The organism is Sphingomonas sabuli, assembly GCF_014352855.1.
GTDB lineage: Bacteria > Pseudomonadota > Alphaproteobacteria > Sphingomonadales > Sphingomonadaceae > Sphingomicrobium > Sphingomicrobium sabuli.
The window spans coordinates 177,031-195,520 of record NZ_CP060697.1 but is presented as its reverse complement, the minus strand read 5'-3'; the positions used below and the strand labels follow the sequence as shown (position 1 = coordinate 195,520).

At 67.3% G+C, this 18,490-nt stretch carries 21 protein-coding genes; 9 read left to right on the top strand and 12 right to left on the bottom strand.

The window, feature by feature from the left end:
* Positions 1-189 precede the first annotated feature (189 nt).
* Positions 190-879: a serine O-acetyltransferase EpsC gene (gene epsC, locus H8M03_RS01040; protein WP_187479936.1), complete on the top strand. Its 690-nt coding sequence runs from the start codon at positions 190-192 to the stop codon at positions 877-879.
* Positions 876-1,217 (top strand): DUF2794 domain-containing protein, encoded by a 342-nt coding sequence (locus H8M03_RS01035; protein WP_187479935.1) that lies wholly within the window; start codon positions 876-878, stop codon positions 1,215-1,217. Before epsC ends, H8M03_RS01035 begins: the two co-directional genes overlap by 4 nt.
* On the opposite strand, the gene H8M03_RS01030 is transcribed toward H8M03_RS01035, so the two are convergent.
* The 3 genes from H8M03_RS01030 to panD form a co-directional block, all read right to left on the bottom strand.
* A complete protein-coding gene (locus H8M03_RS01030; RefSeq protein ID WP_187479934.1) occupies positions 1,198-2,307 on the bottom strand; it encodes a hypothetical protein in 1,110 nt (369 codons plus the stop codon). The genes H8M03_RS01035 and H8M03_RS01030 overlap by 20 nt on opposite strands.
* Before the next feature lie 224 nt (positions 2,308-2,531).
* On the bottom strand, positions 2,532-3,320 hold the full coding sequence (locus tag H8M03_RS01025; protein WP_187479933.1) for an SIMPL domain-containing protein: 789 nt from the start codon (positions 3,318-3,320) through the stop codon (positions 2,532-2,534).
* A gap of 56 nt (positions 3,321-3,376) precedes the next feature.
* Positions 3,377-3,790, bottom strand: coding sequence for an aspartate 1-decarboxylase (panD, locus tag H8M03_RS01020; RefSeq protein ID WP_187479932.1), 414 nt, complete (start codon positions 3,788-3,790; stop codon positions 3,377-3,379).
* Positions 3,791-4,034: 244 nt separating this feature from the next.
* Between panD and H8M03_RS01015 the strand changes: the two genes are divergently transcribed.
* Together H8M03_RS01015 and H8M03_RS01010 are read left to right on the top strand one after the other, a co-directional pair.
* The gene (locus tag H8M03_RS01015) at positions 4,035-4,367 is read left to right on the top strand and encodes a PspC domain-containing protein (protein ID WP_187479931.1); all 333 of its coding nucleotides are present in this window, start codon (positions 4,035-4,037) and stop codon (positions 4,365-4,367) included.
* 317 nt (positions 4,368-4,684) lie between these two features.
* On the top strand, positions 4,685-5,362 hold the full coding sequence (locus H8M03_RS01010) for a DUF6975 family protein (protein WP_246448960.1): 678 nt from the start codon (positions 4,685-4,687) through the stop codon (positions 5,360-5,362).
* Between the two features lies 1 nt (position 5,363).
* On the opposite strand, the gene H8M03_RS01005 is transcribed toward H8M03_RS01010, so the two are convergent.
* Positions 5,364-5,729: a hypothetical protein gene (locus H8M03_RS01005; protein WP_187479930.1), complete on the bottom strand. Its 366-nt coding sequence runs from the start codon at positions 5,727-5,729 to the stop codon at positions 5,364-5,366.
* Positions 5,730-5,963: 234 nt separating this feature from the next.
* Positions 5,964-7,361, bottom strand: coding sequence for a methyl-accepting chemotaxis protein (locus tag H8M03_RS01000; RefSeq protein WP_187479929.1), 1,398 nt, complete (start codon positions 7,359-7,361; stop codon positions 5,964-5,966).
* Positions 7,362-7,480: 119 nt separating this feature from the next.
* Between H8M03_RS01000 and H8M03_RS00995 the strand changes: the two genes are divergently transcribed.
* Positions 7,481-8,104, top strand: a complete 624-nt coding sequence (locus H8M03_RS00995) for a flavodoxin family protein (RefSeq protein ID WP_187479928.1) — start codon at positions 7,481-7,483, stop codon at positions 8,102-8,104.
* Here the strand turns inward: H8M03_RS00995 and H8M03_RS00990 are convergent.
* The 3 genes from H8M03_RS00990 to pyrG are packed head-to-tail and all read right to left on the bottom strand — an operon-like array spanning position 8,101 to position 11,264.
* Positions 8,101-8,616: a GNAT family N-acetyltransferase gene (locus H8M03_RS00990; protein ID WP_187479927.1), complete on the bottom strand. Its 516-nt coding sequence runs from the start codon at positions 8,614-8,616 to the stop codon at positions 8,101-8,103. The two genes, H8M03_RS00995 and H8M03_RS00990, sit on opposite strands and share 4 nt — an antisense overlap.
* The gene (gene trxB / locus H8M03_RS00985; RefSeq protein WP_187479926.1) at positions 8,613-9,578 is read right to left on the bottom strand and encodes a thioredoxin-disulfide reductase; all 966 of its coding nucleotides are present in this window, start codon (positions 9,576-9,578) and stop codon (positions 8,613-8,615) included. The genes H8M03_RS00990 and trxB overlap by 4 nt, the downstream gene beginning before the upstream one ends.
* Positions 9,579-9,632: 54 nt before the next feature.
* A complete protein-coding gene (gene pyrG, locus H8M03_RS00980; RefSeq protein ID WP_187479925.1) occupies positions 9,633-11,264 on the bottom strand; it encodes a CTP synthase in 1,632 nt (543 codons plus the stop codon).
* Positions 11,265-11,351: 87 nt separating this feature from the next.
* On the opposite strand from pyrG, the gene H8M03_RS00975 reads away from it, so the two are divergent.
* Positions 11,352-11,801, top strand: coding sequence for a hypothetical protein (locus tag H8M03_RS00975; RefSeq protein ID WP_187479924.1), 450 nt, complete (start codon positions 11,352-11,354; stop codon positions 11,799-11,801).
* Positions 11,802-11,808: 7 nt separating this feature from the next.
* On the opposite strand, the gene secG is transcribed toward H8M03_RS00975, so the two are convergent.
* Positions 11,809-12,189 (bottom strand): preprotein translocase subunit SecG, encoded by a 381-nt coding sequence (gene secG / locus H8M03_RS00970; RefSeq protein WP_187479923.1) that lies wholly within the window; start codon positions 12,187-12,189, stop codon positions 11,809-11,811.
* A 46-nt stretch (positions 12,190-12,235) separates the two neighbouring features.
* Complete coding sequence (gene tpiA / locus H8M03_RS00965) at positions 12,236-12,985, bottom strand: triose-phosphate isomerase (protein WP_187479922.1); 750 nt, start codon at positions 12,983-12,985, stop codon at positions 12,236-12,238.
* A gap of 106 nt (positions 12,986-13,091) precedes the next feature.
* Here tpiA and H8M03_RS00960 point away from each other — a divergent pair, with 106 nt between their 5' ends.
* The 3 genes from H8M03_RS00960 to H8M03_RS00950 all read left to right on the top strand — a co-directional run bounded on the left by H8M03_RS00960 (position 13,092) and on the right by H8M03_RS00950 (position 16,106).
* On the top strand, positions 13,092-15,020 hold the full coding sequence (locus tag H8M03_RS00960; RefSeq protein ID WP_187479921.1) for a peptidylprolyl isomerase: 1,929 nt from the start codon (positions 13,092-13,094) through the stop codon (positions 15,018-15,020).
* 70 nt (positions 15,021-15,090) lie between these two features.
* Positions 15,091-15,738, top strand: a complete 648-nt coding sequence (gene lexA / locus H8M03_RS00955; RefSeq protein ID WP_187479920.1) for a transcriptional repressor LexA — start codon at positions 15,091-15,093, stop codon at positions 15,736-15,738.
* Between the two features lie 26 nt (positions 15,739-15,764).
* Positions 15,765-16,106 carry a VOC family protein gene (locus H8M03_RS00950; protein ID WP_187479919.1) on the top strand — a complete coding sequence of 114 codons (342 nt, stop codon included), beginning with the start codon at positions 15,765-15,767 and terminating at the stop codon, positions 16,104-16,106.
* Positions 16,107-16,109: 3 nt separating this feature from the next.
* On the opposite strand, the gene H8M03_RS00945 is transcribed toward H8M03_RS00950, so the two are convergent.
* Both H8M03_RS00945 and H8M03_RS00940 read right to left on the bottom strand, forming a co-directional pair.
* Entirely contained in the window at positions 16,110-16,382 is a 273-nt protein-coding gene (locus tag H8M03_RS00945; protein WP_187479918.1) for a DUF4242 domain-containing protein, read from the bottom strand.
* Between the two features lie 16 nt (positions 16,383-16,398).
* The gene (locus H8M03_RS00940) at positions 16,399-18,414 is read right to left on the bottom strand and encodes a ComEC/Rec2 family competence protein (RefSeq protein WP_246448959.1); all 2,016 of its coding nucleotides are present in this window, start codon (positions 18,412-18,414) and stop codon (positions 16,399-16,401) included.
* Positions 18,415-18,490 lie beyond the last annotated feature (76 nt).

Sequence of the window (18,490 nt, the reverse complement as noted above, 5' to 3'; positions counted from 1 at the left end):
GAGCGGCCCGGTCAGGCGGCGCGACGGTGAAAAAGGATTTTCATTGCGTATTCAGCCCCGTTGAGCCGCGGTGCTTTGCCCAATGACGGCCGATTGGCAAGACGGGACGGGCAAGCGGCACTGTCGCGATTGCCTTTCAATTGGCGCGCGCCGCACCTAGATTGCGGCCCGGACAATCGAGGGTCTGCTTTGCTTCCTGACTTCGTGGCCTATCTGGATTCGGTAAAGGCAAGGGATCCGGCCGCGCGATCGCGGTGGGAAATCCTGATCTATCCGGGGGTGTGGGCGGTCGCCTTTCACCGCGTCGCCCACTGGCTGTACGGCGGCGGGCTGTTCTTCCTTGCCCGGCTGATCAACCATTTCGCCCGCTTCCTCACCGCCATCGACATTCATCCGGGCGCGACCATCGGCAAGCGCTTCTTCATCGACCATGGTTTCACCGTCATAGGCGAAAGCGCGATCATCGGCGACGACGTCACCATCTATCAGTGCGTCACGCTGGGCGGCACCAACCCGACGCTGGGTGCGCCGGGCAAGCGCCATCCGACCATCGGCGACAAGGTGGTGATCGGGTCGGGCGCCCAGGTGCTGGGGCCGATCACGGTCGGCGAAGGCGCGCGCGTCGGCGCGAATGCCGTCGTCACCCGCGATGTCGCGGCCGGCGCGACCGTCGTCGGCATTCCCGCCAAGCCGGTGCCGGTCGGCGTCGCCGCGGCCGAACCCAAGGAATTCCTGCCCTACGGCACCCCGTGCAGCGAGATCGCCGACCCGACGCTGGCGCGGCTGTGCGAGCTGGAGCGCGAGATAAATGCCCTGCGCGAGCAGGTCAAGGCGCGGCAGGTGGCCGAGCCGCCCGCCGGGCGGAGCAAGCGCGCTTGAGCGTCGTCGCGCCGTTTCCGCTTCCCCGGGACCGGCGCCCGATCACGGCTTTCGACCGGTCGGAATTGCAGCGCATCATGGGCCTGTACGGGCGCATGGTCGCGGCCGGGCATTGGCGCGACTATGCGCTTGCCCACCACGCCGATTACGCGACCTTCGCCGCGTTCCGGCGCCATTCGGAACGGCCCGAGGTGCGCATAGAAAAACGCCCCGAGCTTCGGTTGAAGCAGGGGGCGTTCGTCCTGGTTTCGGAACATGGCGTGGTGCTCAAGCGGGGTCACGACCTGGCGGCCGTGCTGGCCCCGCTCGAGCGCCGCTTCATGCGGCTTGTGCGCTGACCGCCGGCTGGCGGTCGAGCAGCGGCAGTTTCGACTTCAGCGAATCCGGCAGCGGCCGGACCACGGCCTGCCGCGCCTGGTGCCAGAAGGCCGACAGCAGCAGGAGCGACGAGCCGATCACCAGCGCGGTCAGCGCCACGTTGAGTTCGATCGCCCCGAACTGCTTGAACAGCGCATTGAGCGCGAACAGCACGTAGGCCAGCGCGGACACCAGCAAGGCGCGGCGGTCGATCGCCAGCGCGGTGACGCCGATTAAGACGTACAATAGCACCACCACCAGCCCTTCCCCGACCGTGACCTGGCCGTCGTTGAGCCCGAGCAGGGTAAAGATGGGATGGACCATCATCGGCGCGGCCAGCAGGTGCAGCCAGAAGGCGACATCCGACCGGCGGGTGACGCGGGCCGGGTCGGACGAGTCCCACCGCATGGCGACCAGGAATACGCCGACGCCGAGCAGCAGCACGAAGGCCGTCACCACCTGCGTTGTGAACTCGAAATCCTGGCCGAGAGCGGCGACGAGCAGGCCGATGGCGATCGCCACGACCGCGGCCGCGCCGGCGGCGACGGTGATCGGAACGCGAAAACGCCGCCAATGCAGCCAGGCCGCGCCGGCCGTGATGGCGCCGGCCGCCGCGGCGACGGCGCCCCCCAGCGGGGCGTTATTTTCCAGCTGCGCGCCCCCGATGCCGAGGACCAGCAGCAGGCAGGACGCCGTGAACACCGAGCCGATGAAGGCCAGCAGCAGGAGGATCGAGGGCAAGGCCATCCGGCGCCTGGCGGTGAAGAACAGCGCCAGCGCCCAGCTGGTCGCGGCCACCGCGGCAGGCGCGATGAACGACGGCCCGTCCCGGCTGATGGCGGTCCCGGTCGCCTCGCCGATCGCCTGCCCGATCCAGCCAATGGCGACCAAGAGGATGATCGCGGCGATGGCGACGAAAATGTCGTTGAAGCCGGTGATCAGCCGAAACTGTTCCTCGTCGACTGCCGGCAAGGCGCGTTGCGAATGGATGTGGTTGCGCAGCGACGCGGCGGCATCGGCGCTGATCGCTCCGGCGGCGACCGCTTCGTCGAGTTCGTTCTGGCTATACATGGTCGGGCCCCTCTTTCGAGCGGCACGCAATAAGCGCACTGTATTAGTGTGTCAATACAGCAGGCGGGTGGGCCGGCGCTCCACCGGGGGAGTGATTGGGTCATCGTCGGAGCACCGGCCGTCGTCCATCTGCACCGGCGGCACCGGCCGCGCGAGTGCCCCGTAAACCGCCAGTGAACGGTTTACGGCGGGGCGACTCGCGCGACCGGCAGGCCGAAGCCGCGCTAGCGCACCAGTTCGAACTGCATCGAGACGTTAACCCCGAGGCTGAGCTCGCCGGGTGCCACCGGGGCCGGAGGCGGAGGCGGAGGCGGCGCGGCGGCACCGCCGACGCGCGAGCCGGTGACCATGATCTGGCGGACCGGGTAATAGCCGCCGCTTTCGCTGATCGACAGGATCCGGCCGACCCGCAGCCCCGACGCACGGGCATAGAGTTCGGCGCGGGCGCGGCCCTTGGCGACCGCCGACGCGCGGGCTTCGTCCAATGCGCTGTCCTGTTCGTCGAGCGTGAAATCGGGGCCGTTGATTTCGTTGGCCCCGACTTCGGCCAGCGTGTCGATCACCCGGCCCATCCGGGCAAGTTCGCGGACCTTGACCTCGACCGTGTTGCGAGCGTCGTAGCCCACGATCCGCCGGGCGGTGTCGTCGGGTGCGATATAGGGCTGGCCGGTCTGCCGGGCGCGCAGTTGCGCTTCGCGTTCGGGATCGGAATAGCGCGGGTTAAGACTGATCGCGCTGGTCTGGATGTCGCGGTCGGCGATGCCCGCCTGTTTCAGCGCGGCGATGACCCGGTCCATCTGGATGCTGTTGGCGCGCAGCGCACCGGCCGCGGTCTGGTCCTGCGTGACGACGCCGGCGGAAAAGGTCGCGATATCGGGCACGCGCTTGCTTTCGCCCTCCGCCGACAGGCTGAGGACGGCACCCGACGGGCTGACGGTGATTTCGGGCTGGGGCTGTGCGTGGAGCACGGCCGGACTGGCGGCGAGAACGGCCGCGATCATGAACTTTTTCATCGAGTATCTCCGTCTGGTTACGGAGCGACAACGACCGCCCGGGGCGGCGGTTTCACCTAGTCGTTGACGGCGCGCTTCTGGTCCCGGGCGCCGGGCACCGGCTCCGCGGCGTCGCCGCCCAAGGCGACGATCCGGTTGGCGTCATCGACATGTACGACCCGCGGGCTCAGCCGCCGCGCTTCGGCGTCTTCAAAGGCCGCGTAGCTCATGATGATGACCAGGTCGCCTTCGCGCACGAGATGCGCGGCGGCGCCGTTGATGCCGATCATCCCGCTGCCCGCGGGCGCGGGGATGACATAGGTTTCAAGGCGGGAGCCGTTGGTGATGTCGGCAATCACCACCTGTTCGTTCTCGAGCAGGTCGGCAGCGTCCATCAGATCGCGGTCGATGGCGATCGAGCCGACATAGTGCAGGTCGGCCTGAGTCACCGTTGCCCGGTGGATCTTCGACTTCAACATCGTGCGGATCACGACCTTCGCTCCTCTTCAGCGCAGTCCATACAAGATTTGTACGGCCTTGGCAGGAATCAAGTGCTGCAGTGCAATATCGCACTTGCAGCATGCGGTGCAAATTCCCAACTCTATGATCCAGGACGCGGCGCGATTTCCCAATGTGGCGATTGGGCCATTTCGCCAAACCCCTGGATATGTTGCTTTTTCCATTCTGGCACGACGCTTGCTTGGAAGTATGGGCAACCGATCAGGAGCTTTTGCGATGACCACCGCCGCCACCCAGACCGCCGCCGCCCTCCCCGCCGCGCGGCAAGCCGACGAAACGCCGCTGCCGCTGCGCAGCGACACATTGCTCGGCATTTGCGAGGCGGTCGGCCAGGAGCTCGGCTTCAACCCGAACTGGCTGCGCGTGGCCTTTTCGGCGCTGCTGCTGTGGAATCCGACGGTGATCGTCGCGGCCTATCTGGGCCTTGGCGTGGTGGTTTTCGCTGCCCGCCGCCTGCTGCGCGACCGCAAGCCCGTTCCGGCCGCGGCGCCGGAAGCGGAGCCGACCGCGCCTGTCACGACTGTCGAGGAACAGCGGCTCGCCGCCTGATCACCCGCATCACCACCCCCAGATGCGGTAAACCCCGCCGGTTTGACCCGGCGGGGTTCCCATGCTTTGGACCCGAAGGTCCGAAGCACGAGACCACCTTAGCCGCGATGCCGGTCATGTCCAGCAAAAATTCGCGCAAAACCGCCGAAAACTGTGGATTGTCCGGTGGATAAGCCTGTGCATCGAAAGGCGCGCCACCCCGTCCGGAATTAACCCGGATGACCGATTTCCTAACCCCGCATAAACCTCCTCTTTACGCCCTTGCGTTACGTCACCTGTCTACCGTCGTGCGAATGCCGACCGAGGAGAGGATGCGAATGGCAATGAACCGGTTCGTCGACCGCCCAGCGGTCACTGCCGCCGAAGCGCAGATCGCCCGCGTCGCCGCGGACGGCACCGCGCGCCATCCGCACCTGGCCGCGCTGATCGAGGCGTCGGGCCCGCACGCGGCCCGCGACCTTGCCGATGCCGTCCACCTGCTGTGCAGCGTTCATGGCCAGCATCCCGGGATGATCGAACAGGCGCTTGCGCTGACCCCGGCGGGAGCCGCCAACAGCTGGCTGGCCCGGGCGGCCGGCGCGTTTGAGCGGGAACGGCTGTACCTGTTGCGCCTGACCGCCGCGGTTGGACCGTTGCCGAGCACGCCCGGCGCCGCGCAGACCGAGGCGACGCTGACCGCGCAGCGCCACGCCGTCGAAATCTTGGCCCGGTCCGAGCGGCGCGGCTGCGCGCTTGGCGCGGCGACCGCGCTGGTATCCGACTGGTGGCCGGTCCGCCGCCTGCTCGACCATGCAGCCTCGCGCCTGGGCGTCGAAGCGCCCGCACCGTCGCTGCCCGACGAACAGTCGATCCTCGCCGCCATCGACGGCGAATGCGACACGCTTGCCAGCGAACGCGCGCTCGGCTTCGGCTGCGAACAGATGTTGCTCCAGAACCGCGGCCTGTTCGACCTGCTCGAAGCCCGCACCGAGGCTCGCAACCGCCTCGACGGCTGATTTACTCGGCCGGCGTCGCCGGCGTGCCGGAATCCTTTGCTGCCAGCTCAGCCTTGAGCGCCCGGGCCTCGCTTTTTGAGAGCGCGTCCCATTCGGCCACCGCATAGCCGGCGCCTTCAAGGCATTCGGCGGTGGCCGCCTTGATGATCCGCTCCTTTTTCGACTTCTTGGCCTTGGAGATGCCCCAGGCGCCAAGAACGGCTGCGATCGGCGCCGCGACCACGGTCGCGCCAAGCGCCGCCATTGCCCCGCCCATCGTCGCATAGGTGCCGGACATGACCGCGCCGGTGGCGACAGCCGCTCCGGCCCCCGCGGCCGCGCCGCCGGCCGCCGAGGCCAGCCGCGATCCGTTCCTGGTAGTTGCCATCACTTCGTGGCGGCACGCCATCAGTTGCGCCTGGTACAGCGACTGATCCGTGGGAGCGGTCGCCAGGACGGGCGCAAAGCTGCGCGGCGCGGATGAACAGCCGCTCAGCAAAAGCGCTGCTGCGACGGCTGAAAGTGAAAGCGATTTTGCCATGATACCTCTCCAGTTTCCCGGAGAGGTCTAGGCGGCTTCGCTGACCCGAGTTTCACCCGAACGGGTGAGACTGGGGCTGCTTTATTCGTCGCGGTAGGCGAGTTCGAAATTGCCCCAGCGGCGGCCGTTCACCCAGAGCGGGACGAACACGTTCTTCACCGGAATATACTTGTCGCCCAGCTCCATGCGGTAGGTGGCAAGCATTGCCGGCTTGTTCGAATTGATCGCGTTGCGGGTCGTCTCGTCCATGAAGATGCGCTTGTTGCGGCAATGTTCGTCGTTCCACACCGGATCCGGACCGGGCTTGTGCGACCGTTCCGACAAATGGGTCGGAAGATAGCCGTTCACGTCGGTGATGGCGGAGCCGATGATGCGGCCGTCGCTGGCCTTGAAGCGGTCGAGCACAGGCCGGACATAAGTGTCGGCGAAGTCGCAGAAGCCGCTGTCATACTGGGCCGGGTTGCTGCCTTCGATCAGCCGGTAATTGCGGTCGAACACCGCTTCCTCGTCGATCTCGCCGTTGGCGATGCCCTGTTCCACCGCGGCCTGGATGGCGCGCATCGCTTCCTGCGCTTTGAGGATGAACGGCGTGTCGTCGATTTCGGCGCCGGAATTGGCCAGCGTGTCGAGCATTGTGTTGGACAGCAGTTCGAGGTGGCCAAGCCGTTCCTTGGCCGACACCAGCTGATTGCCGTTGGCGCGGGCGTCCCCGGAAAAGTCGGTCAAGCCGGCCTTCACGCGGTCGACGCTGGTCTGGATCATGCTGGTCGAATGGGCAATGCCTTCGGTCTGGCGATCGACCATGGCGACGATTTCGCTGACTTCGCGGACGGTATCGCTGATCTGGCCGAAGCCCTTTTGCGCTTCGCGGCTGCGTTCAACGCCGGTCTTGATCTCGGAGGTGACGGCGCCGGCCTCGCGGGTCAGTTCGCCGATGGTGGCGGCGATCTGGCTGGTCGCGGCGCGGGTGTCGTGGGCAAGTTTCTTCACTTCGGCGGCGACGACCGCGAAGCTGCGCCCGGCATCCCCGGCGCGCGCTGCCTCGATGGTCGCATTGAGCGCCAGCATGTTGGTCTTGCGCGCGATCGCCTCGATGGTCGAGGAAACCATCTGCACCTGGTTCATCGCCGAAGCGAAGCCGGCCATCCGCTCGCCCAGCTGGACGACCAGTTCGGTCAGCCCCTTGAACCCGCCGATGGTACCGTCGATGGCATCGCGGCCGGCATCGAGTTTGGCCTTGGCCTGTTCCGCGAGAAGCCGCGCTTCGTCGGTGCTGTCGGACACCCGGCCCTGGTCGGCGAGCAAACGCGTGGTGACCTCTTCGAGCTGGTCGAGCATCTTGAGGTTGTCGCTGATGCGCTGGGCGACGTCGGACACGTAGCCGGCGACATCGCTGCATTCGATCGACAGGGAGCCGCAGTCGCGCGCCACCGCGCGGATCGCATTTTCGGTGACTTGCTCGATACCCTGTGTGGCCATTGCCAGCCCGCTCCCCTGAAATCCGAAGGCGGGCATACGGGCAAAGGTCCTACCGCTTCGTTAACCACGGGAACGAAGCCGCGCCTCATCCGTCCGCCCAGCAGAAGGAGAAGGACCGAATGAAGCTGAGCGCCATTGCCATCAATTGCACCCTCAAGCGCGGAAACGGCGAAAGCTCGTCGACCGACGCGATGATCGCCGTCGTGGCGAAGCATCTGCGCGAGCAGGACGTCGATGTCGGCGAGACCATCCGCATTGCCGACCACGACGTGAAGCCGGGCGTGAAGAACGACGAGGGCGATGGCGACGAATGGCCGGCGATCCTCAGGAAGATCATGGCCGCCGACATCCTTATCTTCGGCACGCCGATCTGGATGGGCCAGCCGTCGAGCGTGGCCAAGCGCGTGCTGGAGCGGATGGACGCCTTCCTTGGCGATGCCACCGACGACGGCATCTACCCGCCCTATGGCAAAGTCGCGGTGGCGGCGATCGTCGGCAACGAGGACGGCGCGCACCATACGGCGGCCGAGCTGTTCCAGTCGCTCAACGATGTCGGCTGGACGATCCCGGCGATGGCATCCTGTTACTGGGTCGGCGAGGCGATGGCGTCGAAGGATTTCAAGGAGTTCGACAAGACTCCAAAGAAAGTGACCGAAACGGCCAAAATCGTCGCCACCAATGCGGCGCACCTGGCGGGGCTGCTGAAAGGCAAATCCTATCCCGGAGCCGGCGGCAGCGCCTAGAGCGCGCGGCGCAGGATCACGTCTTCGTCCACATGGTCGCCGACGATGAACACGGTCGGCCCGACATATTCGAAGCCGTAGCGCGCGTAGAAGCGCCGGGCGCGATGGTTGTCGGCGTAAACCGAGAGGTACAGTTCGCGCGCGCCGCGCCGACCGGCTTCTTCCGCCAGCCAGTCCATCAGCGCCGCGGCGACGCCTTCGCCGTGGAAGGATCGGTCGACGTAGAGCTGGCGCAGTTCCAGCGCGTCGCGCGCATTGTCGACCGGAAGCTTGAGCGGGCCGAGCTTGATCAGGCCGACCGCTTCACTGCCCGCCGCCGCGATGCGGACGGCAAAGTCAGGGTCGGCGAGCTGGTCGGCCCAACGGTCAGGCGATTGTTCGGCCAGGAAAGCGGCCAGGTCGCCGGGCTGATAAAGGTGGCCGAATGTCTCGGTAAAGCTGCGGCCGAACAGGGCGGACAATGCCGCCGCGTCGTCCGGGCGGGCATCGCGATACGTGACGGCCGCGCTCACTCGGCGGCCAGCGCCTCATACTCCATCGACGCGAGATATTTTTCCGCGTCCAGCGCGGCCATGCAGCCGGTGCCGGCCGCGGTCACCGCCTGGCGGTAGGTCTTGTCCATCACGTCCCCGGCCGCGAACACGCCTTCGATGCTGGTGTTGGTGGTCCCGGTTTCGACCTTGATGTAGCCGTCTTCGTCCAGTTCCAGCTGGCTGCCGAACAATTCGGTCGCGGGCTTGTGGCCGATGGCGACAAACGCGCCCTCGCATTCGATGCGGCTGATTTCGCCGGTGTTGCGGTTGCGGATGTCGAGCCCGACCAACGCTTCGGGATCGCCGCCGCCGACGAATTCAACGACTTCGCTGTCCCACACGATGTTGATCTTTTCGTTCGCGAACAGCCGGTCCTGCAGGATCTTTTCGGCGCGCAGGCTGTCGCGTCGGTGGATCAGCGTGACGTCGTGGCTGTGATTGGTCAGGTAAAGCGCTTCTTCGACCGCGGTGTTGCCGCCGCCGATCACCGCCACCTTCTTCCCGCGATAGAAAAAGCCGTCGCAGGTAGCGCAGGCGGACGCCCCCCTGCCCTTCATATGTTCTTCGGACGGCAGGCCCAGCCACTTGGCCTGCGCGCCGGTCGCGATGACCAGCGCGTCGGCGTGATATTCGGTGCCGCCGTCGCCCTTGAGCACGAAGGGGCGCCGCGACAGGTCGACGCTGGAGATATGGTCCCAGGCGATCTTGGTGCCGACATGTTCGGCCTGCGCCTGCATTTCTTCCATCAGCCACGGACCCTGGATGACGTCTCGGAAGCCGGGATAATTTTCGACATCGGTGGTGGTCGTCAGCTGGCCGCCGGGCTGAATGCCCTGGATGACGATCGGCGACAGGCCGGCGCGCGCGGCATAGATGGCGGCGGTGTAGCCGGCGGGGCCGGAGCCAAGCACCGCGAGGCGGGTCGAAACGCTGTTGGTCATGCCCGCCATTTAGGAGCGGTTGGGAGCGCCCGCAACGGCGGGAATCGCCGCGCGCTAGACCAGCCGCGACTGGTTGACCGCGGCTTCGATGAAGCTGGCGAACAGCGGGTGCGGGTCAAACGGGCGGCTCTTGAGCTCAGGATGGAACTGAACCCCGATGAACCACGGGTGGTCGGGCCGTTCGACCACTTCGGGCAGGCGGCCGTCGGGGGACATGCCGGAAAAGACCAGCCCGCCCTCTTCCAGCGTCGGCAAATAGTGCGTGTTGACCTCGTACCGGTGGCGGTGCCGCTCGACGATGCGGCTGGCCCCGTAGATGCTGGCGGCGCGGCTGTTGCCGCCCAGTTCGGCCTCGTAAGCGCCGAGCCGCATGGTCCCGCCCATGTCGCCGTCAGCGGCGCGTTCCTGCAGTCCAGCCTCGCTCATCCATTCGGTGATGAGGCCGATCACCGGCTCCGTGGTTTCGCCGAACTCGGTGCTCGAGGCGCCGTCGACACCCGCTTCGCGGGCGCCTTCGATGCAGGCCATCTGCATACCGAGGCAAATGCCGAAGAAGGGGATTTCGCGTTCCCGGGCGAACTTCACCGCGGCGATCTTGCCTTCGCTGCCGCGGTCGCCGAAGCCGCCGGGGACGAGGATCGCGTGCATCGGTTCAAGCTGGGCGGCCAGTTCGCTTTCGTCGCTTTCGAACATTTCCGCGTCGAGCCAGCGGATCTTGACCCGGGTGCGGTTGGCGATGCCGCCGTGGACCAGCGCTTCGCTGAGGCTTTTATAGGCATCCGGAAGGCCGACATATTTGCCGACCACGCCGATCGTCACTTCGCCTTCGTAATTGTCGAGCCGGTCCATGATTTCGGTCCAGCGGGTAAGGTCGGGCGCGGGGGCGTCGGCGATGCGGAAAGCGCGCAGCACCTCGTCGTCCAGCCCTTCGCCATGATATTGCAGCGGCACGTCGTAGATCGACCGCGCGTCGAGCGCGGGAATGACCGCCGACTTGGGCACGTTGCAGAACAGCGCGATCTTTTCGCGATCGGAATCCGGCAGCGGCTTTTCGCAGCGGCACAGGAGGACGTCCGGCTGGACGCCGAGGCTGGCGATTTCGCGGACGCTATGCTGGGTCGGCTTGGTCTTGAGCTCGCCCGCGGCGCTGATCCACGGGACGAGCGTCGTGTGGACGCTGACCGTCTGGTCGCGGCCAAGGTCGTTGCGCAGCTGGCGCAGCGCCTCGACGAACGGCAGGCTTTCGATGTCGCCCACGGTGCCGCCGATTTCGCAAATCACGAAATCGAGGCCGTCGATGTCCGACAAGGCGAATTCCTTGATCGCGTTGGTGACGTGCGGGATCACCTGCACGGTCGCGCCAAGATAATCGCCGCGCCGTTCGCGGGCGATGATGTCGCGATAGATGCGGCCCGAGGTGACGTTGTCCGACTGGCGCGCCGAAACGCCGGTGAAGCGTTCGTAATGGCCAAGGTCGAGGTCGGTTTCCGCCCCGTCGTCGGTGACGTAGACCTCGCCGTGCTGATAGGGGCTCATCGTGCCCGGATCGACGTTCAGATAGGGGTCGAACTTGCGGATTCGCACCTTGTAGCCGCGCGCCTGCAGCAATGCCCCCAGCGATGCCGAGAGCAGACCCTTGCCGAGCGATGAGACCACGCCGCCGGTGACAAAAATGAACCGCGCCATGGGAGTTGGGGCTTAGGGATGGCGACCGCAGTCTGGCAAGCGCCCGAATCAAATTTGGTGGAAATAATTGCCCGCTGTTGCCACCAAATGACGATGCGCCTGCCGACCCCCGATGAAATCGCCGAGCGGTTGACGGCGGCGATCCCCGCCCGGTTGGTTCAGTCGGTCACGATCGAGGGGAATTCGGTCGAGATCGCGTGTGGCGACCTGCCCGCGCTGGGCGGCGCCACCGCGATCACCTGGCAGGAAGCGGACGGCTGGCCGTGCAACATCTACGCCCCGCGCCTGATCTACGAGGAATGGAGCCTGGAGCAGACGACGGTGGAGGCCGTCGATCACTTCGCGCAGGTCGTCAAGGACCTGTTCGCCGGCATTATCATCATCGAGACCTGGTATTTCCGGCGCACCGGCACGCATTGGCGAACGCGCCTTGTCGATCCACGCAAGCCGGCCGGCGCGCAGGTCGTGACGACCTACAACCGTACGGCATATCGCTGGCTTCGGCCGGTGCGCGTCGAGCGTACCAGCCTGCTGTAGCGTCGGCTTACTGGACCGGGACGGCGGGCTGTTCGCCGGCCGGCGCCGGCGTCTGTTCGGCCGGCTGTTGCTGCGTCGGCTGCTGACCCGGCAGCGGCGTGCCGGTGGGCGACGTCGCCGGGGCGGACGGCCGCGCGAGCGACGTGTCGATCGTCGGCTGATCGCGGCTGACGCCGGCAATAGCGGCAAGCAGGATCGCGAGCGCGATGAAGATCGCGGCAAGAACCGCGGTCGAGCGGGTGAGGAAGTCCGCCGCGCCGCGAGCGGTCATGAAGCCCGACGAGCTGCCGCCGACGCCAAGCCCGCCGCCTTCGGAGCGTTGCATCAGGATGACGGCCACCAAAGCGGCGGCGACAAGGGTCTGAACGATCAACAGAAAAGTGAACATCGGCGGGCTTTCGGAATGGATTTCGCCGCGACTTAGCGTCGGCGCGTCAGGCTTTCAACGCCGCGGCCTCGATTATGGGCACGAAATCCGCCGCCTTGAGGCTGGCGCCGCCGACCAGCGCGCCATCGACATCGTCGACCGCGAAGATTTCCGCGGCGTTGGCCGCCTTTACCGATCCGCCATAGAGGATGCGCACGCCCGCGCCCTTGTCGCCGTACACGGCGAGCAGCCGCTGGCGCAGCGCGCCGTGCATTTCGCCGATGTCGGCGGCGGTCGCGGTCTTGCCGGTGCCGATCGCCCAGATCGGTTCGTAGGCGACGGCGAGCCGGCCGATATCGTCAACCGCCGGAAGCGAGGCTTCCAGCTGTCCGCCGACCGTGGCGACGGCGTCGCCGGCTTCGCGCACGTCGAGCGATTCGCCGACGCACAGGATGGTGAGCAGTCCGGCCGCCAGCCCCGCCTGCGCCTTGGCGCGGACGTCGGCATCGCTTTCGCACTGCGCCTCGCGCCGTTCGCTGTGACCGACGATGGCCATCGTCGCGCCGGCATCGGCCAGCATTTCGGCCGACGTGCAGCCGGTGTGCGCGCCGCGGTCCGCCTGGTGCAGGTCCTGCGCGCCGATCGGAAAGCCAGGGACCGCCCGAACGGCGCGTTCGATAAGGGTCGCGGGCAGGCACAGGCCGCTATCGACCGATGCCGTATCGCGGGCCACGGCGGCAATCGCTTCGATTTCCGGCATGTCGCCCGACACGCCGTGCATCTTCCAGTTTCCGACCACCAACATCGTCCGCCGCATTGCCTGTCCCTTGCCGTTCGCGGCCGGGCCTAGCCGCCGCGGCCTTGAAGGCGCAAGCATCCCTCCGTACAGCGCGCGTCAATCCACCAGTTGCGAGACGTTCCGAATGTTCAAGACCTTCCGCCGCATGTCCAAGTCGTCCATCGGGACGGTGATCATCGTCCTCGTGGGGCTGATGATCCTGGCCGGCTTCGCGATCGGGGACCTGCAGGGACTAGGCGGCGGCGCCCGGCTCAACAGCACGACGCTGGCCAAGGTCGGATCGCTGGAGCTGACCGACCAGGACGCCAGCAGCGCGATGCAGCGGCGGCTGGCGCAGGTGCGCGAACAGAACCCGGAAGCGACCTATGCGACCATCGCCGCGGACTTCGACCCGCTCATGGCCAACCTGATCGACGAACGTTCGCTGCGCGCCTTTGCCGAGCAGCAGGGGTTTGTCATTTCCAAGCGGCTGGTCGATGCCGAGATCGCCCAGCTGCCCGGCGTCCGCGGCCTGAACGGCCAGGTGTCGCAAGACAGCTATAACGCCTTCCTGGCGCGGCAGCGGATGACCGATGCCGAGCTTCGCACTTTGGTCACCGCCTCGCTGCTGGAACGGCTGCTGGTGACCCCGGCCGCGAGCAGCCCGCAGATTTCGGTGGGCGTGGCGACGCCTTATGCCTCGATGCTGCTGGAACAGCGCGAAGGCCAGGTGGCATTCGTCCCGCTGTCGCTGTTTGCCGCCGGGCTGAACCCGACGGATGCGCAGCTGCAGCAATATTACCAGTCGGTACGCAGCCGTTACATGGTGCCCGAACAGCGCGTGCTGAAGATCGCCGAGATCGGGCCGGACCAGGTCAACGTCGCGGCCACGCCGCAGGAAATCGAAGCCTATTACAAGTCCCGCCAGGCCGACTATGCCGCGAGGGACATCCGCTCGCTCAGCCAGGCGGTGGTCCCCGATCAGAAGGTCGCCGCCGGCATCGCCCAGCGCGCCCGCGCCGGCCAGGCATTCGCGCAGGCCGCGGCACCCGCCGGCCTTGGCGCGGACGATGTCGCGCTGGGCGACCAGACCCGCGCCGACTTTGCGGATGTCGCCGGTGACGCGGTCGCAGCGCAGGCCTTTTCCGCCCAGCAGGGCGCGATCATCGGCCCGGTCCAGTCGAGCCTTGGCTGGCACGTGATCAAGGTCGATTCGGTCAAGACTCAAAGCGGCAAGACGCTGGCCCAGGCGCGCGACGAAATCGCCGCCGCGATCAGCAAGGAAAAGCAGCAGTCCGCGCTCGGCACGCTGGTCGACCGGGTGCAGGACGCGATCGACGACGGCGCCAATTTCGACCAGGCCGCGAAGGCCGCCAACCTGACGGTGGTGACGACGCCGCTGGTGACCGCGACCGGCGCAAGCCGCACCGACGCCGCGTACAAGTTGCCCGAAACGTTGGTCCCGGCGCTGAAATCCGGCTTCGAGCTGGCGCCGACCGACGATCCGGTGATCGAGCAATTGGGCGACGACGGGCGCTTCGCCCTCGTCGCGCCGGCGCAAGTGGTGTCGGCCGCTCCGGCCCCGCTGGCGTCGATCCGCGATCAGGTGCGCCGCGACTGGATCACCAAGACCGCGTCCGACCAGGCGATGGCACTGGCCAAGTCGATCGGCGCCAAGGCGTCGGGCAAGACCTCGCTTGCCGATGCGGTGAAAGCGTCGGGCCGCCAGCTTCCGCCGATCGGGCCGATGCGCGCGCGCCGGATCCAGCTGACCCAGGGCGGCGAGCAGGTCCCGGCCCCGCTGCGCGCCTTGTTCAGCACCGCGTCGGGCAAGACGCAGGTCGGGGCGCTGCAGGAGGCGCCGGGCTTCTTCATCGTCAAGGTCGACAAGATCATTCCCGGCAACGCGCTCAACCAGCCCGGCCTGATCAGTTCCGTGCAGAAGGAATTCCAGCAGCCGTTGGCACAGGAATATGGCGACCAGTTCTTGGCCGCCGTGCGCGAAAGCGTGAAGGTGCGCCGCAATGAGGAGGCGATTGCCGCGGCCAAGAAGCGGATCACCAGCGGGGAATAGCGACCCCGCTTGACCCGGACCGGTTTGTTTCCTACACGTTCCCCGTTCGTTCTTTACGACAGGGGATAGCATGCTAACGGCGAAACAGCGCGAGCTCCTTCTCTTCATCAAGGAACGGCTTGGTGAGACCGGCGTCAGCCCGAGCTTCGACGAAATGCGCGAGGCGCTCGAACTCAAGTCGAAGTCCGGCGTGCACCGCCTGATCTCGGCGCTTGAGGAGCGCGGCTTTATCCGCCGCCTGCCCAACCGGGCGCGCGCGCTGGAAGTGGTCAAGCTGCCCGAGGCCAGCGCGCCGCCGGCGATGGTCGCGAAACCCGTCGTTCCCACCGCCGCCAACGACAGTATCGAGATCCCGCTGCACGGGCGCATCGCAGCCGGCACGCCGATCGAGGCGCTGCAGGGCACCGAAGGCTTTGCCGTTCCCGCCGCCCTGCTCGGCCCGGGCGAGCATTATGCGCTGGAGGTTTCCGGCGATTCGATGATCGAGGAAGGCATTCTCGACGGCGACTTTGCGCTGATCCGCAAGGTCGACACTGCCCGCGACGGGGAAATCGTCGTGGCGCTGATCGACAATGAAGAAGCGACGCTGAAGACTTATCGCCGCGAAGGCCGCACCATCCGGCTGGACCCGGCCAACACCCGGTACGAGGCGCAGCGTTACGACGAGGGGCGGGTGCAGATCCAGGGCCGGCTGGCTGGGTTGATCCGCCGCTACTGATGGCGCCCGGGACGGGAGTGCAGACGATGGCACGGTTGGACTATTTCGAACTTCCCGCGGCCGACATTGCGGGGTCGCGCCGCTTTTACGAGCAGGCATTCGGCTGGTCGCTGGCCGAATTCGGGCCGACCTATGCCGCGACGGTGACCGGCGATACCGACATCGGCCTCGATGCCGACGCGGCCAGCCAGCCGAAGGCGCCCCTGCCCGTCATCCAGGTCGACGACGTCGAACCCGCGCTGGAGGCGGTGCGGTCGGCCGGCGGCGTGATCGTTCAGCCGATCTATGAATTTCCCGGCGGCCGCCGTTTCCACTTTCGCGATCCGGCCGGGAACGAGCTCGCGGTCTGGCAGAAGGCCGGCGAGTAGGGCTTATTCGGCGGTCGTCGGATCGATTACCGACCGCACTTCGCTGATCGCGTTGGCGGGAAAGCCGCCCCGTTCCGCATGTTCGCGAATGATCGCCTCGTCGGGCGCGCGGTAGATGCAATAGATCTTGTTGTCGGTGACGTAGCTTTGCACCCACTGGATATCGGGACCAAGGTCGCGAAGGACGCTGCAACTGGTTTGCGATGCGCCCTTGAGCTCGTCGGCGCCGAGTCCGCCCACGCCGGGCATTTCCCGTTCGATCACATATTGCGGCATTGCCGTCCTCCTTATGTCACCGCGCGCGGAATTTAGCAGTTTCCGGGCGATTCGCCCACGGGTGCCGTCCAACCCGCGCGGCGACGCTGTCGACGCGCGGACGATGGCCGAGGTACAGCGCCACGCCGCCGCTGCGGGCGAGCGAATAGCGGTCGAGTTTCAACCATTTGGGCTGACAGCCGCGCGGCAGGCGCCGGTCGGACACGACGATATCGGCCCGGGCGCAGGCGGCGATCATCGTCGGCCATTCGAGCCAATCGGACGAGCGGGTCGCCAGGACCTGCCAGCTGCGGCCGTCGCGGACGACCCGCGCCACGCACGAGTCGCGCGAGCAATTGGCGAAGCCGGCGGCTTCCAGCACCAGCGGGTCGCCGTCGTAGCCGGAGCTTTCGGCGAAGACGTCGCGCATGAATTCGCCGGTGCGGTTGCGCAGGATGCGCGGGACACCGTCGCGGCCGAGGATAGCGAGATGCTTGCCATCGCCGGTAACGAGCATGTCCGGAACGGGCGCCGTTACGGCGGCAATCGCGCCGAGCCCGACCGGCACCAGGCCAAGCAGCCGCACGCGGCTGGTCCATAGCGCCAGCCACAGCCCGCCAAGGATGATCAGGACGAACGCCCAGCCGGGCATGGCGGCAAGCGTGGCCACCGCGCCGCTGGCGCCGCCGACGGTCCGCGCCAGCCACAGCAGCAGGTCGACCGCAGCACCGGTCAGCCACCACAAGGGCGCGCCGAGCCCGACGCTGTCGAGGAGCAGGGCGGCGGCTTCCAGCGGCATGATCACGAACGTGGTCAGCGGGATGGCGACGAGGTTGGCGGCGATCCCGTACAGACCGGCCTTGTGAAAATGAAAGAGCGCGAACGGGATCAGCGCGAATTCGACGGCGAGGCCAGTCGCCAGCATGGCCAGTACCGCCCGTCCGAACCGGGCGAACACCCCTTCGTCGCGGCGCATGAACGTCCGCCGCGCCCAAGGCGTCGAATGCAAGGCGATGATCGACGCGACGGCGGCGAAGCTGAGCTGGAAACTGGCCCCGGCGACGCTTTCCGGCTTCACCAGCATGATCGCCAGCGCGGCGACGCTGAGCAATCGCAGGCTCAGTGCGTCGCGGCCGAGCGCGATCCCCGCCAGCACCAGCAAGGCGACGATGCAGCTGCGCACCGTCGGCACCTGCGCACCGGTAAGCAGGGTGTAGCCGACCCCCGCGACGGCCCCAACGCCCGCGGCGATCAGGACGATGTTGCCGCGTAGGGCGAGCCGTTCCGACAGGGCGAGCAGGCGCAGGGTCAGCAGCATGGCCGCGCCCACCACCGCGGCGATGTGCAGCCCGCTAACGCTGAGCAGGTGAGTCAGCCCGCTGCGGCGCATGGCTTCGGCATCCTGCTTGCCGACCGCATTCTGGTCGCCGGTGGCCAAAGCGGTGGCGATTCCGCCGGACGCGCCGGGCAGGCGTTCGCGGATGTGGCTGCCCAGCCGGTTGCGCACCTGTTCGAGGCCCCCCGCGCTGCCCGGCCTGATGATTTCGACCCCGCCGAACGCCCGGCCGACCCCGCCGATCTGGCGAAACCAGGCGTCGCGCGCGAAATCGTAGGTTCCGGGCAGCGCCATGGGCGGCGGCGGCGCGAGGCGCGCCCGCGTGCGGATCATGGCCCCGGAAACGAGGCCGTCCGGCGCGTCTTCCGCCTTCATCGACACGCGCACGCGCGGCGGGAGAAGCGTGTCGGCCGGCGCGACGGTCAGGCGGACGTCGTCCTTGGCCGCAAGCGGTTCGACCCGTTCGACGCGCGCGGTGAAGGTGGCGATGACCGGCCGGTCGAGCCGCGGCGCCGCGACATAGGTGGAGCGGACCCAGACAAGGGCGCATCCCAGCGCCGCGGCAAGGCCGATCCAGCCGGCGGCCCGCCCTGCCCGCCCCGGCCCGAACACGAAACCGACTAGCGCCAGGGCGGCGCAGATGGCGATAAGCGCGCCCCATTGCGCGGGCGAATCGAGCGCGAACCAGGACGCAATGCCGCCGCCGAACGCCACCACCGCCCACGGCGGCAGTTGCGCGCGCTCGGCTTCGAGAAAGGCTTCGATCCTTTCCCACGCCGCAGAAAACTGCGCC

What these genes read in the sequence shown, in the direction of transcription:
- H8M03_RS01030 (WP_187479934.1), bottom strand. Translation starts at nt 2,307, where the DNA reads ATGTATAGCCAGAACGAACTCGACGAAGCGGTCGCCGCCGGAGCGATC.
- H8M03_RS01025 (WP_187479933.1), bottom strand. Translation starts at nt 3,320, where the DNA reads ATGAAAAAGTTCATGATCGCGGCCGTTCTCGCCGCCAGTCCGGCCGTG.
- H8M03_RS01015 (WP_187479931.1), top strand. Translation starts at nt 4,035, where the DNA reads ATGACCACCGCCGCCACCCAGACCGCCGCCGCCCTCCCCGCCGCGCGG.
- H8M03_RS01010 (WP_246448960.1), top strand. Translation starts at nt 4,685, where the DNA reads ATGGCAATGAACCGGTTCGTCGACCGCCCAGCGGTCACTGCCGCCGAA.
- H8M03_RS01005 (WP_187479930.1), bottom strand. Translation starts at nt 5,729, where the DNA reads ATGGCAACTACCAGGAACGGATCGCGGCTGGCCTCGGCGGCCGGCGGC.
- H8M03_RS01000 (WP_187479929.1), bottom strand. Translation starts at nt 7,361, where the DNA reads ATGGCCACACAGGGTATCGAGCAAGTCACCGAAAATGCGATCCGCGCG.
- H8M03_RS00995 (WP_187479928.1), top strand. Translation starts at nt 7,481, where the DNA reads ATGAAGCTGAGCGCCATTGCCATCAATTGCACCCTCAAGCGCGGAAAC.
- trxB (WP_187479926.1), bottom strand. Translation starts at nt 9,578, where the DNA reads ATGACCAACAGCGTTTCGACCCGCCTCGCGGTGCTTGGCTCCGGCCCC.
- pyrG (WP_187479925.1), bottom strand. Translation starts at nt 11,264, where the DNA reads ATGGCGCGGTTCATTTTTGTCACCGGCGGCGTGGTCTCATCGCTCGGC.
- H8M03_RS00975 (WP_187479924.1), top strand. Translation starts at nt 11,352, where the DNA reads ATGACGATGCGCCTGCCGACCCCCGATGAAATCGCCGAGCGGTTGACG.
- secG (WP_187479923.1), bottom strand. Translation starts at nt 12,189, where the DNA reads ATGTTCACTTTTCTGTTGATCGTTCAGACCCTTGTCGCCGCCGCTTTG.
- tpiA (WP_187479922.1), bottom strand. Translation starts at nt 12,985, where the DNA reads ATGCGGCGGACGATGTTGGTGGTCGGAAACTGGAAGATGCACGGCGTG.
- H8M03_RS00960 (WP_187479921.1), top strand. Translation starts at nt 13,092, where the DNA reads ATGTTCAAGACCTTCCGCCGCATGTCCAAGTCGTCCATCGGGACGGTG.
- lexA (WP_187479920.1), top strand. Translation starts at nt 15,091, where the DNA reads ATGCTAACGGCGAAACAGCGCGAGCTCCTTCTCTTCATCAAGGAACGG.
- H8M03_RS00950 (WP_187479919.1), top strand. Translation starts at nt 15,765, where the DNA reads ATGGCACGGTTGGACTATTTCGAACTTCCCGCGGCCGACATTGCGGGG.
- H8M03_RS00945 (WP_187479918.1), bottom strand. Translation starts at nt 16,382, where the DNA reads ATGCCGCAATATGTGATCGAACGGGAAATGCCCGGCGTGGGCGGACTC.